At 60.2% G+C, this 13,321-nt stretch carries 11 protein-coding genes and 2 tRNA genes; 5 read left to right on the top strand and 8 right to left on the bottom strand.

The features are described 5' to 3' along the window. Positions 1-7 precede the first annotated feature (7 nt). The 3 genes from PRZ01_RS04795 to PRZ01_RS04785 all read left to right on the top strand — a co-directional run bounded on the left by PRZ01_RS04795 (position 8) and on the right by PRZ01_RS04785 (position 2,868). Positions 8-844, top strand: a complete 837-nt coding sequence (locus PRZ01_RS04795; RefSeq protein WP_273595617.1) for a substrate-binding periplasmic protein — start codon at positions 8-10, stop codon at positions 842-844. Between the two features lie 92 nt (positions 845-936). Continuing rightward, the gene (locus PRZ01_RS04790; protein WP_273595616.1) at positions 937-1,800 is read left to right on the top strand and encodes a type 2 periplasmic-binding domain-containing protein; all 864 of its coding nucleotides are present in this window, start codon (positions 937-939) and stop codon (positions 1,798-1,800) included. 153 nt (positions 1,801-1,953) lie between these two features. After that, complete coding sequence (locus PRZ01_RS04785; RefSeq protein WP_273595615.1) at positions 1,954-2,868, top strand: substrate-binding periplasmic protein; 915 nt, start codon at positions 1,954-1,956, stop codon at positions 2,866-2,868. Between the two features lie 54 nt (positions 2,869-2,922). Here PRZ01_RS04785 and PRZ01_RS04780 read toward each other — a convergent pair whose 3' ends face one another. The 7 genes from PRZ01_RS04780 to PRZ01_RS04750 all read right to left on the bottom strand — a co-directional run bounded on the left by PRZ01_RS04780 (position 2,923) and on the right by PRZ01_RS04750 (position 9,337). Continuing rightward, positions 2,923-4,509, bottom strand: a complete 1,587-nt coding sequence (locus PRZ01_RS04780; RefSeq protein ID WP_273595614.1) for a GH39 family glycosyl hydrolase — start codon at positions 4,507-4,509, stop codon at positions 2,923-2,925. Continuing rightward, on the bottom strand, positions 4,506-6,125 hold the full coding sequence (locus PRZ01_RS04775; protein WP_273595613.1) for a family 43 glycosylhydrolase: 1,620 nt from the start codon (positions 6,123-6,125) through the stop codon (positions 4,506-4,508). Before PRZ01_RS04775 ends, PRZ01_RS04780 begins: the two co-directional genes overlap by 4 nt. Before the next feature lie 337 nt (positions 6,126-6,462). Then, a tRNA-Val gene (locus PRZ01_RS04770) sits at positions 6,463-6,537 on the bottom strand. Positions 6,538-6,616: 79 nt separating this feature from the next. Then, positions 6,617-6,691, bottom strand: a tRNA-Val gene (locus PRZ01_RS04765). Between the two features lie 139 nt (positions 6,692-6,830). After that, entirely contained in the window at positions 6,831-7,553 is a 723-nt protein-coding gene (gene dnaQ, locus PRZ01_RS04760) for a DNA polymerase III subunit epsilon (protein ID WP_273595612.1), read from the bottom strand. 3 nt (positions 7,554-7,556) lie between these two features. After that, positions 7,557-8,357 (bottom strand): prolipoprotein diacylglyceryl transferase, encoded by an 801-nt coding sequence (gene lgt / locus PRZ01_RS04755; RefSeq protein WP_273595611.1) that lies wholly within the window; start codon positions 8,355-8,357, stop codon positions 7,557-7,559. 65 nt (positions 8,358-8,422) lie between these two features. Continuing rightward, the gene (locus tag PRZ01_RS04750) at positions 8,423-9,337 is read right to left on the bottom strand and encodes a LysR family transcriptional regulator (protein ID WP_273595610.1); all 915 of its coding nucleotides are present in this window, start codon (positions 9,335-9,337) and stop codon (positions 8,423-8,425) included. A 105-nt stretch (positions 9,338-9,442) separates the two neighbouring features. Here PRZ01_RS04750 and ilvD point away from each other — a divergent pair, with 105 nt between their 5' ends. Both ilvD and PRZ01_RS04740 read left to right on the top strand, forming a co-directional pair. Then, on the top strand, positions 9,443-11,116 hold the full coding sequence (gene ilvD, locus PRZ01_RS04745; RefSeq protein WP_273595609.1) for a dihydroxy-acid dehydratase: 1,674 nt from the start codon (positions 9,443-9,445) through the stop codon (positions 11,114-11,116). Between the two features lie 87 nt (positions 11,117-11,203). Next, positions 11,204-12,427: an acyltransferase family protein gene (locus PRZ01_RS04740; RefSeq protein ID WP_273595608.1), complete on the top strand. Its 1,224-nt coding sequence runs from the start codon at positions 11,204-11,206 to the stop codon at positions 12,425-12,427. Between the two features lie 6 nt (positions 12,428-12,433). On the opposite strand, the gene PRZ01_RS04735 is transcribed toward PRZ01_RS04740, so the two are convergent. After that, positions 12,434-13,135 (bottom strand): YebC/PmpR family DNA-binding transcriptional regulator, encoded by a 702-nt coding sequence (locus PRZ01_RS04735; RefSeq protein WP_273595607.1) that lies wholly within the window; start codon positions 13,133-13,135, stop codon positions 12,434-12,436. Between the last annotated feature and the right edge of the window lie 186 nt (positions 13,136-13,321).

The following is a 13,321-nucleotide window of genomic DNA, read 5'->3' as shown; positions in this document are numbered from 1 at the left end:
TCGGGCCATGGATCCAATTTCTCCCTACACACATTCACTCGCGAGGGCCGATGATTTTCACCGCAGCTGCGCGCGTCGATTGGTAGTTTGGATCTGCCTGTGCTTGGGCGCGTTTTCGTGTTTCGCCCTCGGGCTTGACGACACACCGTTGATCAGAACGAGCGGACAGTCAGAAAATCTCATCAAATTTGATCCTGACAATGCCGCAGCCCCTGGGTTGAGTATCGAAGTGATGCGAGCGATTGAACGCATTGATCCGGCCTTGAAATTCGTTGGACAAGAGGTGTTGCGCCCTGTGAGCCGCATTGATTTGGAACTTGAGGCGGGCTCATTGGATGTGTTCTTTGGGTTGGTTCGCAATCAAGCTCGTCAAGAAAAATATGTCGTACTTTCTGCGCCCTTGTACCGGCAATTCACGCAACTGGCTGTTAGGGGCGATGACCCCATAGAAATCCAGACGTTTGATGAAATTCGAACGCTAGGCGGTGCGGGTGTAGTCGGCGTGCCGAGAGGCTCAGCCTATGTTGAACAGTTGAAAGCGCTCGGAGGACTGGTCGTTGATGACGGGGCGGTGTCGGTCGAGAACACATTGAAAAAACTGCTCAAGGGCCGCGTCCGTTTTGTTTATTACGGCGGCACGGTATTGCGCAAGCAACTCCATAAAGATGGGCTGGAGGGACGAATCAAACTGATCCCTACTCGATTCAATCGCGAAGATGTTTGCATCGTGGTCTCGAGGAAAACTGAGCCAAAATTGGCGACTCGCATTGAGCAAGCCGTTCAACGCATGCGCGGCAGTGGTGAGCTATCTGCGATTCAAGAAAAATACGGTGTTCGCGATTGACGATTCACGTCGTCCAACAAACAGGCGTTGGAGGGTGTCTCCAGAGTTACCCAGCTTGTAGATCGCTCGATTTGATGGGGCAGAATCGGCGCATGCAAGAATCGTTCAGCCAGGCCATTTCACAACGCCTTGGGGTAGATACACCTTCCGCTGGCAACGTTGATTCTGTGCGAAGACGGTGGCGAGGTGTCGCAGCGGCGGCGCTATTGATTTTTTTACCAGCAGGCCATGCGGGCACTGGCCCGGTGGGTGAGGAACAGGCGGAGTTGACCATTCACTTCAGCAATCGTCCCCCTTTGGTCGAGAGCGAGAAATCTCCAAATGGCGACGGGCGCATTGGAGGGCCGCTGTATGACAAAGCCCAGTTGGTGTTGGCACGGGCCGGGGTTCATGCAAGATTTATCGAGATGCCGCTCAAACGCCGGGATCAGGAAACGCTGCAATATGGAAATCCTGCGTGTTCCATCGGCGTTTACAAGACGAAAGAGCGAGAAGCCCTATTTGTTTTTTCGCAGGCGATTTTCCTGGATTTGCCATGGGTGGTGGTCAGCCGCCCGGAAGTGACGGGTGCGGTCAGGCAGTTCCATACGCTTAACGACTTTACGCAGAAGACCGATTTGCGCGCATTATTCGCCGGCGGTCTCTCTCTTGGTAACCAGATCGACGGGATGATCGCAAAGCTGCGAGGCCATGTGGAGCGCCCCAGCGTGCCTGCAGGCCAGGTTCTACGCATGCTGACGCAAAATCGGGGTGACTTCACCTTATTGCCCCAGGACCTGTTTGAGGCCTTTCGAACCGAGAATCCAACAAGTCCATTGGACGCCACCGTATTTGCGGACGTGGTCGGCCAAGCTTCCTATCTGATGTGCAACAAGGCAATGTCACCCAGGCTGTTGGGGCGCATTGACGCCGCCATTGCCGCCTCCGGCGGTGCAGGGCGTTTACTGCCCAAGTAACAGAGAGGTTGCCAAACGGCAACCTAGATCGAACATCTCCTACTGAGCAGACAACGCTTGCGCATCCCCATACCGTTTGTATTGGGCGCTCCACAATGCCAGCCGGTCATTGGAAACTTGGGCCAGGGTACTGCCCCAAGGGGTGCCAAATGCTTGCGATATAACGCCGAAAGGCGCGGGCCACGAAACTATCTCGGTCCATCGGTAACAAGCACTTCACCCGCCAAACAAAAAGTCGTTTACAAACGTAGGAGTCAACGCATCAGGTCGATAGTCGCCTCAAAATACGCTATGAAATCCATTGCATGGCTTGTGCTTGTCGTGGCGCCCTGGCTGGCCGTGGCATCTCGCGCCGCCGAAAAAGTCGTCATCTATGGGGACGAAGACTATGCGCCCTACTCGTATCTTGAAGCCGGTCACTTCAAGGGCATCTACGTCGACGCGCTGCGCGTCGTGGCCGAAAGGCTCAAACCAGCCTATGAAATCGAGTTGAAGTCCATCAACTGGCGGCGCGGCTTGTTGGAGCTGAAAACAGGGGCATCGTTTGCGCTGTTTCCACCCTACATCAACAAGAGCCGCCACTTCATCCAAGCGTACTCCGTGCCGCTGTATACAGAAGAGGTTGTGATCTTCTGCCGGCAGGATGCCATCAAGTCAGCGGTCATGAAATTTCCTGACGACTTTGCGGGCCTGACGATCGGCGTGAATGCGGGGTTCATGCTTTCAGAAGGTTTCACCGAGGCCGCGAAGAACGGCAAGTTCGTCATGAGTGAGGTCAAAGGCAACGAACGCAACCTGCGGATGCTGGCGTCCAACCACATCCATTGCTATGCGAACGACCGCGACTCCATCTTGTACTCACTCAGAAAGCTACACGCTGACCCGGCGTTTGCCGACGTGAAAATCAGCGAAGTGGTTCGACTCGCCGAACAGACCGCGCACATTGCTTACAGCGCCACATCGGCTGCGACCTTCAAGGCTGATTTCATTGAAAAAATGAATGCCGAGTTGGACAACTTCAAGAGATCTGGCGAGATGAACAAGATCGTCAACTCTTATCGAAACTGAGACAGTACGCTAAGAATCGGCGCGCGGCACAACACATGCTGCGCCATGCCTGAGCTATCCCGCCAGCCTGTCCAGTCGCAGTTGAAGCACGTCATGACTGCGCAAATCGATGGTCAGCGTCAAGGCGCCCGCCTTTGTGACCTGGAGTTCTCGTTGCGACTCCGGCACATCCATGGTGAGCGCCTGCAACTGCTGCAGTTGTGTAACGTCAAGGTCCTTCGGCGCCCCCATCTGCAGATAGGCGGATTGGGCGTCATTGGCGTTGTAACCCACGCGATGCCATTCAAGCCGATAGCGGCCGGCTTGCAGCCCCTGCAAACGGATGGACACCGTACCCACGTCGCGGGCGGGTTGAAGCGAGCCAAAAAACGGGCGATTGCTGACCTTCTGATCCGGGTTGCGCCAATCCCATAGAACAGCCCGCACACTGCCACCGTCTGTGCTGGCCCAACAGTACGGGTCATGGGTTGGAATTTCCCGCGCCAACAAGGCCGCCAGGTATTTGTAGGCAAACCAGATCGGCTTGCGAATGCCATCACGGGTCATCATGCCGAAACCACCATGGAAAGCGGCATCCGGAGGCCCGGGCTCTTCAAACAAGTCACTGAAAGTCCAGTAGCTCATCGACTGAGCCAGCCCCTGCGTCTGCTTGAGCTTGGTCAGCACGTAGGCGGCGCTCATATAGCTGTCATGAACTTTGTCACGCGGGTTGTAACTGGTGCTCCACTCAGTAAAGAACAGCGGCAGCCCCGGCAGGTGCGACGCCTGAATCGCCGCGCGAACCCGACGTACATCGCCCACGATGGCGTCCGGCGACGGTGACAACTGACGGTCATCCACACCGAACTCGTCAAGAAAGCCATGGTCCACGCCATAAGTGTGCGTGGTGATGAAGTCCACCGGCGTATCGGTCGCTTTGGCGTGGGCCAGAAACTCCGGCACCCAGGCGGCCCCGGCCGTCGAGGGCCCACCAAGGCGCAGGTGCGGATCGATCGCCTTCATCGTTTTGGCAGTGCGCGAGTAAAGCTCAAAATATGCCTGACGGTCAGCCCCCTCCCAAAAACCGTCGAGATTGGGCTCGTTCCAAACCTCGAAATACCACTGACGCACCTCCGCCGCGCCGTAGCGCTGCAGCAGGTGCCGGGTGAAGGCGTCGATCAGTTGCTGCCAGCCTTCAGGCTCGGGATGCGACGTTCCGCCAGCCCAGTAAAAAATCTTGGCATTCGACGTTGCCAAGGCCTGGGGCGTGAACCCAAGTTCGACAAAGGGGCGGATGCGGAGCGCCAGCATCGCGTCATAAAGCTTGTCTATGCCTGTAAAGTCAAAGACCAGTTGCCCATTGCCCTCTTGCCGCACGGTCTTGAAGACATCGTGAAAGATCGCGTGAAAGCGCAAGTAGCGAAATCCTAGCTCCGCCACAGCCTCCTTCAGTTGCGCCAGCGAATCTTCGCGATAGAGCGTACCCGGGTAGTCCGACCCGACGCAGTGGTCAAAAAAACGGTCCATCGGCCGGGTGGCCTGGGTCAGGTCCAACGCGATCTCGCGCCGGCTCCGGGCCGCAAAGCTATTGTCGTTAGCAAGCGCAAACACAGTTGCCGCCGACAGCAGCTCGCGGCGGCGCCAGGGTCTAAATCCATTCATGACTGGAGCCCCCGATATACAAAATTTCGAATACGCACCTCACCCACACCGGCACTGAACAGGGCCGCCTTCAAGCTGAGAAAGCCGCCAAAAACGTTGTGATGCATGCCTGAGACTTCCATCTGCCATGCATGTTGTTTCCACGGTTGTCCGTTGACCGAATAGTGAAAGGTCAAGACGTTTTCACGGTTGAGCATGCGGATGTTGACCTTTGAGACCGCCATCTCTTCGCGCATCCAGCGCTGCTCATCTCCGTAGCCATAAGTCAACATCTGGGAGCGGCTGAAAGCGATGCCGGCATAACCCCTCTCGTTGTAGAAGACACCCAGACCGCAGTGAAAGTCGCCATGAACGCCGCCCTGGATCTCGAATTCAGCGGCGACCTCATAACTTCGATCACCCACGATGCATGTCAAGGGAGAGCAATCGCCGAATGCGCGGCCCTTGCCTTCCAGCAAAAGCCCGTCACCGTCGAATCGCACCCGCGCCGCCTCGTCCCTACCGGCGGCGTGAAAGCCCCACTGAAGCCCCAGCCGCGGCCCGGTAAACGCATCGGACAAAGGCACGCCGGCAGGGCCGGCCATCCCGCCCTTGGGCTTGGGCAAGGGCTTGTCCAGTCGGCCGCCACGGGCCCGAAACCAGCCGTCCACCGTCCATTCGATCGGCTCCAGCAGCGTCTGTCGACCCAAGGTTCGCATGCCGTTCTCGTAGCCGTGATAGACCATCCACCAATCGCCGCCCGGGCCTTCGACCACGCTGGCATGGCCGCGCGACCACCAAGGCTCGTTGGCATCTTGCGTTCTGACAATCGGGTTCTGCGGGCAATGCTCCCAGGGCCCATGCACGGATCGTGCACGCGCCGCCGTGACCATATGGCTTGTCGGCGGGCCAGCCGTGCCACCAACCGCCGACACCAGATAAAACCATTCCCCCCGGCGAAACAATTTGGGCCCCTCGGGCGCAAACATTTCAACCACCCAGTCCGCCGGATATTGCCAGGGCTGCCAAGCGCCTGACTCCACGGGGCCGTCGGTGGCCAGCCCATCGGCACTCAGTCGCACACGCCTTCCGCCGTTGACAAACAAGTAGCGTCGCCCGTCTTCACCGACCACATGCCCAGGATCAATGCAGCCGAGAACGTGTAAATCGATTGGTGCGCTCCAGGGGCCGCGAATGTCATCCGCGTAGACGACATAAATGCCGGTGCCAGCATCCGCCAGGACTGGGATATACAGGTAATAGCGTCCTTCGTGCTTGATCAGGTCCATCGCCCAGACGCTGCCAATTGGCACCTGGAGCGCCGCCACGATGGGCGCCCAACTCACCAAGTCCTGCGAATGCCAGATCACGGCACCTGGGCAAGACTGGAAAGACGAGAACGTCATGTAGTAGTTCGCGCCGTCCTTCAACACCGTCGGGTCCGCGTGATCCCCGGACACGATGGGATTGAGATAACGCCCCCGGCCGAGGTCAGCCCGCCGCTGACCCTCCAGACCAACACCGGACGAGCCCACCGGGTGCGCACGATTCGCGGCACGAGTCACCGCATGCGCGTCCGACCCTTGCGCGACGAGTGCCCCAGCCAAGGCCGCCTTGAATGCCCTTCGCGTCAACATCGCTGCCCCCCTATTTTTGTCAACTCGAAGCACAGCTTGCTGCAATTCGGCCGACATTAGTTTGCTCGACGAACAAACTAACCACAACAAGGGGTTTACCTATGACAGAGGCCAAGGCCTGGCGTTGCGAGAGGAGCGCGTTGACGATCTCGAGTAGCGCACGAAGACGGCGGGCAGTTCAGACCAGCGTGCGGGGTGGCACAAGAGCGACGCACCCAACGCATTCGTCGACCGCAGATACAACGCGCAGACACAAAAAATCCACCGTCGCCATGCTTGGCGAGGTGGACTCTATGCGCCCTGAAGGGCTGCCTCGATGCGATTGCCGAGGCGAATTTGGTGGGCGATACATGGATCGAACATGTGACTTCCACCGTGTGAAGGTGGCACTCTACCGCTGAGTTAATCGCCCGATTTTGAAATCGGTTTCGTACCGCTTCGGTACTCTCCCCAATCGCAGCCTCACAAACCAACAAATTTGTTGATGAATGTGGTGGGCGGTGCAGGGTTCGAACCTGCGACCCCTGCCGTGTGAAGGCAGTGCTCTACCGCTGAGCTAACCGCCCGGCTATTTGATTTTCTGGTTCTTGCTGCCCGCTTTTCAGCGTGCTGCAGGGCCCAAAAAACCGGCTGCGTTGCGAATCAAATATTCACTAACCGGGAAGCCCACGATTATGCCATGACTTTTCTGGGCTTGCATCAATTTCATGCGGAAATTGTTTTTTCGGTCATCCAGACCCGCTTACCGCCGCTGGTTTTATCCAATTCCAACAGCACTTTCTCATGGGCAGCCAACTCCTCTTCGCTGGCTTGCGGCACAGGCAAGTCAAAGGAGCGAAGGTCTACGGCGGCAACACGAAAATCGGCGGAATCACCCGAGCTATCGCCCGAATCGTCCATCACCAGCGAGTCTTGCCCACGGGTCAGCCGGATGTAAACCTCGGCCAAAAGCTCGGCGTCCAGCAGCGCGCCGTGCAACTTGCGGTTCGAGTTGTCGACCTCCAGGCGACGGCACAGTGCGTCCAGCGAGTTGGCCTTGCCGGGAAACATATTGCGCGCCATCAACAAGGTGTCAAGCACGTTGTCGACCACATCGGTGATGGGTGGCCGGCGCAAGCGCTTCAGCTCGGCGTTCACAAAGCCGATGTCAAACGGGGCGTTGTGAATCACCAATTCAGCACCGGCCAAGAACTCCAGCAACTGCGGGGCGATCTGCGCAAACAGCGGCTTGTCGGACAAAAACGCCTCGGTCAGCCCGTGGACCCTCAGGGCGTCCTCGTGGCTGGCGCGCTGCGGATTGATGTACAGGTGCAGGTTGTTACCGGTCAACTGCCGGTTGATCATTTCGACGCAGCCAATTTCAATGATGCGGTCGCCGCCCTCGGCCAGGAGGCCGGTGGTTTCAGTGTCGAAGAAGATTTGGCGCATAACTTAGTTTTTCTGACGCTGGTTCGCGTACAGCCAAATGGCAATACCCGCAGCGATCATGGGCAGAGACAGCCATTGTCCCTGACTCAGGTTGAGCGCCCGCAAGCCCAGAAAATCATCAGGCTCGCGGAAGTACTCCGCCGCAAAGCGGAAGCAGCCATAGCCGATCAAGAACATGCCCGACACCATTCCCGTGGCACGTGGCTTACGGGAATACAACCACAGCAGCAGCGCCAGCGCGAGGCCTTCCCCCAGGAATTGATAGATTTGCGAGGGGTGGCGCGGCACCAGCGTGCCCGATTGCGGAAACACCATGGCCCAGGGCAAACTGGGATCCGCCACGCGCCCCCACAGCTCACCGTTGATGAAGTTACCCACGCGGCCAGCGGCCAAGCCGGTGGGCACGCAAGGGGCAATCAGGTCAGTCACCTCAAAGAACTTGCGGCCGCGCAGCTTGGCAAACAAGGCCATGGCCAAGATAACGCCCAGCAAGCCCCCGTGGAAAGCCATGCCACCCTTCCACACCGCAAATACTTCGCTCAGGTTGTGGAGGTAGTAGTCGGGCTTGTAAAACAGCACGTAGCCCAGCCGGCCCCCCAGCACCACGCCCAGCACGCCAAAGAACAGGATGTCATCCACATCCCGGCGGCTCCAGCCAGCGTTGGCCCATTGCGTTTGGGCGACACGCTTGTTCGCCAGCCAAAGAAACATGCCGAAGGCGGCAAGGTAAGTCAGCCCATACCAATGAATGGCCAAAGGGCCAAGCCGGAGGGCAATGGGGTCGAACTGGGGGTGAACCCACATGGTGGCAATCCTGAGCAAAAAATTTCAGCGCCCGCGCAGCACAGGCGGCGAGCACAAGGCGGGCATCATAGCGAGTGGATGGTGCCGCCCCCAAGCCCCACCGCCTGCTGAACATGGGCAACAAAGCGCAACACCGCAGGCGCGGCAGTGCGGCGCCAGATCAAGCTAGTCTCACAGATGGGCACGGCGCCCTGCACGGGTTTGTAAACCACGCCGGGCCGCTGAAAACTCTGCACGCTGGCCGGTACCCAGGCTAGGCCCATGCCGGCGGAGACGAGGTTCACGATGGTCTGCATCTGAATCGCCTCCTGCACGATGCCCGCAGCCACACCCTGCGTCCGGTACACGGCCAGGATGGCATCAAACAAAGAGGGCGCGATTTCACGCGGAAAAATCACCAGCGGCTCACCCGCCACCTGGACCAGGCTCAAACGCCGGTGGCCCGCCAGTTGCGAATCGGCGCTCAGGGCCAGCACCAAGGGCTCACTGGCGACCGTGCAGGCCTCAAACCCCGGTGGCACAGCGCCCGGGGCGTGGATGATGAAGCCCGCGTCCAACTCATCGCGATCGAAGGCTTGCAATTGCACATCCAGGGTCGACTCACGCAAGGTCAAAGCGATGTCCGGAAAGCACTCCCGAAAGTCCCGCAGCCAGCGCGGCAACTCACCATAGCCCACCGTCGACACAAAGCCCAAGCGCAGGCGCCCGCTCTCGCCCTTGGCCGCCGCCTGCACCACGCCGGGCAAGGCGCTGGCCTGGGCCAGCAGCGCCTGCGCCTGGGGCAGGAGCGCCGCGCCCGCAGGTGTCAGCGTCACTGTGCGGCTGCTGCGCTCGAACAGTTGCACCGCCATGTCCGCCTCCAGTTTCTGGATCGCCAGGGTCAAGGGCGGCTGGGTCATGTGCAGGCGCCGGGCTGCGCGCCCGAAGTGCAATTCCTCGGCCACGGCAACAAACTGGCGCAAGGGTCGTAACTCGATCATTGATACACCAAACAAATCGATAGAACATGAATAATATATTTGAACAAAAAACAAGCAACACGGATACTCGGTGCCACGTTGACCCCGCAACACCAAGGACACCCGATGAGCTTCAACCGCCGCTCCAAAAACATCACCGAAGGCGTTGCCCGCGCGCCCAACCGTTCCATGTACTACGCCCTGGGTTACCAGGAAAATGACTTCGGCAAGCCCATGATCGGCGTGGCCAACGGCCACTCCACCATCACACCTTGCAACTCGGGCCTGCAAGTGCTGGCCGACGCCGCCGTTGAGGGCCTGAAGGCCGCCGGCGCCAACCCGCAGATCTTCGGCACCCCCACCATCTCCGACGGCATGGCCATGGGCACCGAGGGCATGAAGTACTCGCTGGTCTCGCGCGAGGTGATCTCCGACTGCGTGGAGACCTGCGTTGGCGGTCAGTGGATGGACGGCGTTCTGGTCATCGGTGGCTGCGACAAAAACATGCCCGGCGGCCTGATGGGCATGCTGCGCGCCAATGTGCCTTCCATCTACGTCTATGGCGGCACCATCCTGCCGGGCCATTACAAGGGGCAAGACCTCAACATCGTCAGCGTGTTCGAGGCTGTGGGTCAGTTCAGCGCCGGCAAGATGAGCGAAGAAGACTTCTGCAACATCGAGCGCAAGGCCATCCCCGGCAGCGGCTCCTGCGGCGGCATGTACACCGCCAATACCATGAGTTCGGCCTTCGAGGCGCTGGGCATCTCCCTGCCCTACTCCAGCACCCAGGCCAATGTGCATGAAGAAAAAATCACCTCGACCCAAGAGGCCGCCCGCGTGCTGGTAGAGGCCGTCAAGGCCGACCTGAAGCCACGCGACATCGTCACCAAGCAGGCGATCGAGAATGCCGTGGCCGTCATCATGGCCACTGGCGGCTCGACCAACGCGGTGCTGCACTTCCTGGCCATCGCCCACGCAGCGGAGGTGGAATGGAGCATCGACGACTTCGAGCGCGTGCGCCGCCGCACCCCCGTGCTGTGCAACCTCAAGCCCAGCGGACAGTACCTGGCCGTGGATCTGCACCGTGCTGGCGGCATTCCGCAAGTCATGAAGATCTTGCTGAAGGCTGGCCTCTTGAATGGCGACTGCATCACCATCACTGGCAAGACGGTGGCTGAAAACCTGGCGGACATCCCTGATTCGCCACGCGCCGATCAAGACGTGATCCATGACATCACCGATCCCATCTACGCCGAGGGCCACCTCGCCATCCTGAAGGGCAACCTCTCGCCCGAAGGCTGCGTGGCCAAGATCACCGGCCTGAAAAGCCCGGTAATGACCGGCCCGGCGCGGGTGTTCGACGACGAGCAATCTGCCCTGGCCGCCATCATGGCCAACAAAATCGTCGCCGGCGACGTGATGGTGCTGCGCTACCTCGGCCCCAAGGGTGGCCCCGGCATGCCCGAGATGCTCGCCCCTACCGGCGCGCTGATCGGCCAGGGCCTGGGCGAAAGCGTGGGGCTGGTCACCGACGGCCGATTCTCTGGCGGCACCTGGGGCATGGTGGTCGGCCACGTCGCCCCCGAAGCCTTCGAAGGCGGCCTGATTGCACTGGTGCAAGAAGGCGACTCCATCACCATCGACGCGCATCAATTGCTGCTGCAATTGAACGTTAGCGAGGCCGAGATTGCCCAGCGCCGCGCCACTTGGGTGCAACCCAAGCCGCGCTACACCCGCGGCGTACTGGCCAAGTTTGCCAAAAATGCCTCCAGCGCCAGCACGGGTGCCGTGCTGGACTGAGCGCCAAGCGTCAAGCGTCAAAGCAGGGGCGGACGCGACAGACGATGGCATGATGCGCGGCTCGCTCCGCCGCTAAAGCCATCCCCCATGTCGCTCCCCTTGCCTTTCTCGCCCCAGCCAGATCGGCTGGCTGGCCTCGACACGCTACGGGCCCTCGCCATCACCCTGGTTTTTGCCCACCACTACCAACTCTTTGGCAGCGGGCAGGCCACCTTCGGGTGGGTCGGGCAGATTGGCTGGGTCGGTGTTGACCTGTTTTTCGTGCTGAGCGGCTACCTGATCGCCAACGCCATTTTCTCGGCACGCGTCCGGGGCCAACCGCTGTCACTGACAACCTTTTACGCACGGCGCGCCCTGCGCACCCTGCCCGTCTTCTACGTCGTGCTGGCGGCCTACTTCATGTTTCCGGCCTTCATGGGCGGCAAAACACCGCCGGCCTTGTGGCGCTTTCTCACCTTCACCCAGAATTGGCAATTGCAGCCGGGCACGGCCTTCTCGCACGCCTGGTCGCTGTGCGCGGAAGAGCAGTTCTACCTCGTCTTGCCTGCCGCCGTCTTGCTGGTTTGGCGACTGAACCTGCGGCGTACGGGCATGGCTTGGGCTTGGCTGCTGCTGCTGGGTTTGATGGGCCTGGGCGTTTGGGCTCGCGCCGTGCTTTGGGCCCGTTATGGCCTGGAGGCAGGCAACGCCGTGATGGGCTACCACCCCAACATTTACTACGCCACTGTGGCCCGGGCCGATGAGTTTTTGCCCGGCATCGCAATCGCCACGTTGAAGAACTTTCATCCCAAAGCTTGGGCGGCCGTGCAAGCACAGGGCCAAGCCATGCTCGTCGTGGGCGGGTTGGCCTGCGCCGCCATGGCCTACGCGCTGGTGCATTTCTACTACATCGACGGCTATGGCTATGGCTTTGCCATGACAGCCTGGGGCTACTCGCTGGTGGCCCTGTCTTTTGCGGGGCTCGTGATAGCGGCTTTGAGCCCGCGCAGCAGCCTGGCGCGGCTGCGCCTACCGGGCGCCCGGTCGATCGCCCTTTGGTCCTACGCCATATATTTGTCGCACAAGGCAGTGATCTTTGTGCTGCGCGATGCCTTGCGCGGCATGGGCGGGCCTGACCGCCAATCGCTGTGGACGCTGGGCCTCATCCTGCTCGTCAGCCTGCTCATTGGCGCCCTGCTCCACCACGGGGTGGAGCAGCCATTCATGCGCTGGCGTGATCGGCAGTTTCCGGGCAAGGCCCGCCCGGCCAATCAAGCCGTGGGCACCTTGAACTGCCAGGGCGGCATGCCCAAGATGCCCCGCTGCAACTGAGCCCGCTCAGTCTCCCAAGCCGACGTACACCTCTTGCACGTCGTCGTTGGCATCGATGGCGGCAAGGAATGCTTCAACTTCCTCCAGATCGGCGGCGCTCAAGTTCACCGTTGATTTGGGGCGGTAGCCCAGCTTGGCCGAATGCACGGTGAAGCCCAGGTCCGGCAAGGCCCGACTGACCAGATCCAGGTCATGGGGATCGGTGAGGAACAAGGAATCCCCCTCTTCGCCGGCCTGCACATCTTGCGCGCCGGCCTCGATGGCGGCTTCTTCAGGGTCGACGCCGGGGCGGCTGGGCGCCGCCTCGATGAGGCCCAAGCGGTCGAACTCCCAGGCCACCGAGCCGGCCGAACCGAGGTGGCCTTTGCGGAACAGCACCCGGATTTCAGACACCGTGCGATTGACGTTGTCGGTCAGGCACTCCACGATCACGGGCACCCGGTGCGGGGCATAACCCTCATACGTGACGTGCTCGAAATGCACCGCATCACCGAGCAGGCCTGCGCCTTTCTTGACGGCGCGCTCCAGGGTTTCACGCGGCATGGACACTTTGCGCGCGGCCTCCATCACCATGCGCAGGCGGGGGTTCAAGTCGGGGTCGGCGCCGTTGCGGGCGGCCACCATCAATTCTTTGCTGAGCTTGCCGAACAATCGGCCTCGCGCATTGGCGGCCAGATCTTTATGTTTTGCTTTCCACTGTGCGCCCATGGCGGTACTCCAGATATTTCAAGTGTCGAGTCCCTTACTGTAAATCGCTATGGTGCATTGGACGCCGCCCGCACGGCCTTGCCTGCAAATGCGGCCCGCGGTGGGGCACATGGGGAGGGAATTCGAGGCCGAAAACCCTCAAGACACCTCTCCTCGCATGAGGCACACTCCGATTTACAAGGAGAC

Origin of the sequence: Roseateles koreensis (assembly GCF_028595305.1) — a bacterium.
GTDB classification, from domain to species: Bacteria; Pseudomonadota; Gammaproteobacteria; order Burkholderiales; family Burkholderiaceae_C; genus Paucibacter_A; species Paucibacter_A koreensis.
The sequence above is the reverse complement of the archived record's forward strand: the minus strand, read 5'-3'. Positions and strand labels throughout refer to the sequence as shown.

Bases quoted from the DNA above. Each gene is read 5' to 3' on its own strand.
- PRZ01_RS04795 (WP_273595617.1), top strand. From the start codon at position 8: ATGGATCCAATTTCTCCCTACACACATTCACTCGCGAGGGCCGATGAT.
- PRZ01_RS04790 (WP_273595616.1), top strand. From the start codon at position 937: ATGCAAGAATCGTTCAGCCAGGCCATTTCACAACGCCTTGGGGTAGAT.
- PRZ01_RS04780 (WP_273595614.1), bottom strand. From the start codon at position 4,509: ATGAATGGATTTAGACCCTGGCGCCGCCGCGAGCTGCTGTCGGCGGCA.
- PRZ01_RS04775 (WP_273595613.1), bottom strand. From the start codon at position 6,125: ATGTTGACGCGAAGGGCATTCAAGGCGGCCTTGGCTGGGGCACTCGTC.
- dnaQ (WP_273595612.1), bottom strand. From the start codon at position 7,553: ATGCGCCAAATCTTCTTCGACACTGAAACCACCGGCCTCCTGGCCGAG.
- lgt (WP_273595611.1), bottom strand. From the start codon at position 8,357: ATGTGGGTTCACCCCCAGTTCGACCCCATTGCCCTCCGGCTTGGCCCT.
- PRZ01_RS04750 (WP_273595610.1), bottom strand. From the start codon at position 9,337: ATGATCGAGTTACGACCCTTGCGCCAGTTTGTTGCCGTGGCCGAGGAA.
- ilvD (WP_273595609.1), top strand. From the start codon at position 9,443: ATGAGCTTCAACCGCCGCTCCAAAAACATCACCGAAGGCGTTGCCCGC.
- PRZ01_RS04740 (WP_273595608.1), top strand. From the start codon at position 11,204: ATGTCGCTCCCCTTGCCTTTCTCGCCCCAGCCAGATCGGCTGGCTGGC.
- PRZ01_RS04735 (WP_273595607.1), bottom strand. From the start codon at position 13,135: ATGGGCGCACAGTGGAAAGCAAAACATAAAGATCTGGCCGCCAATGCG.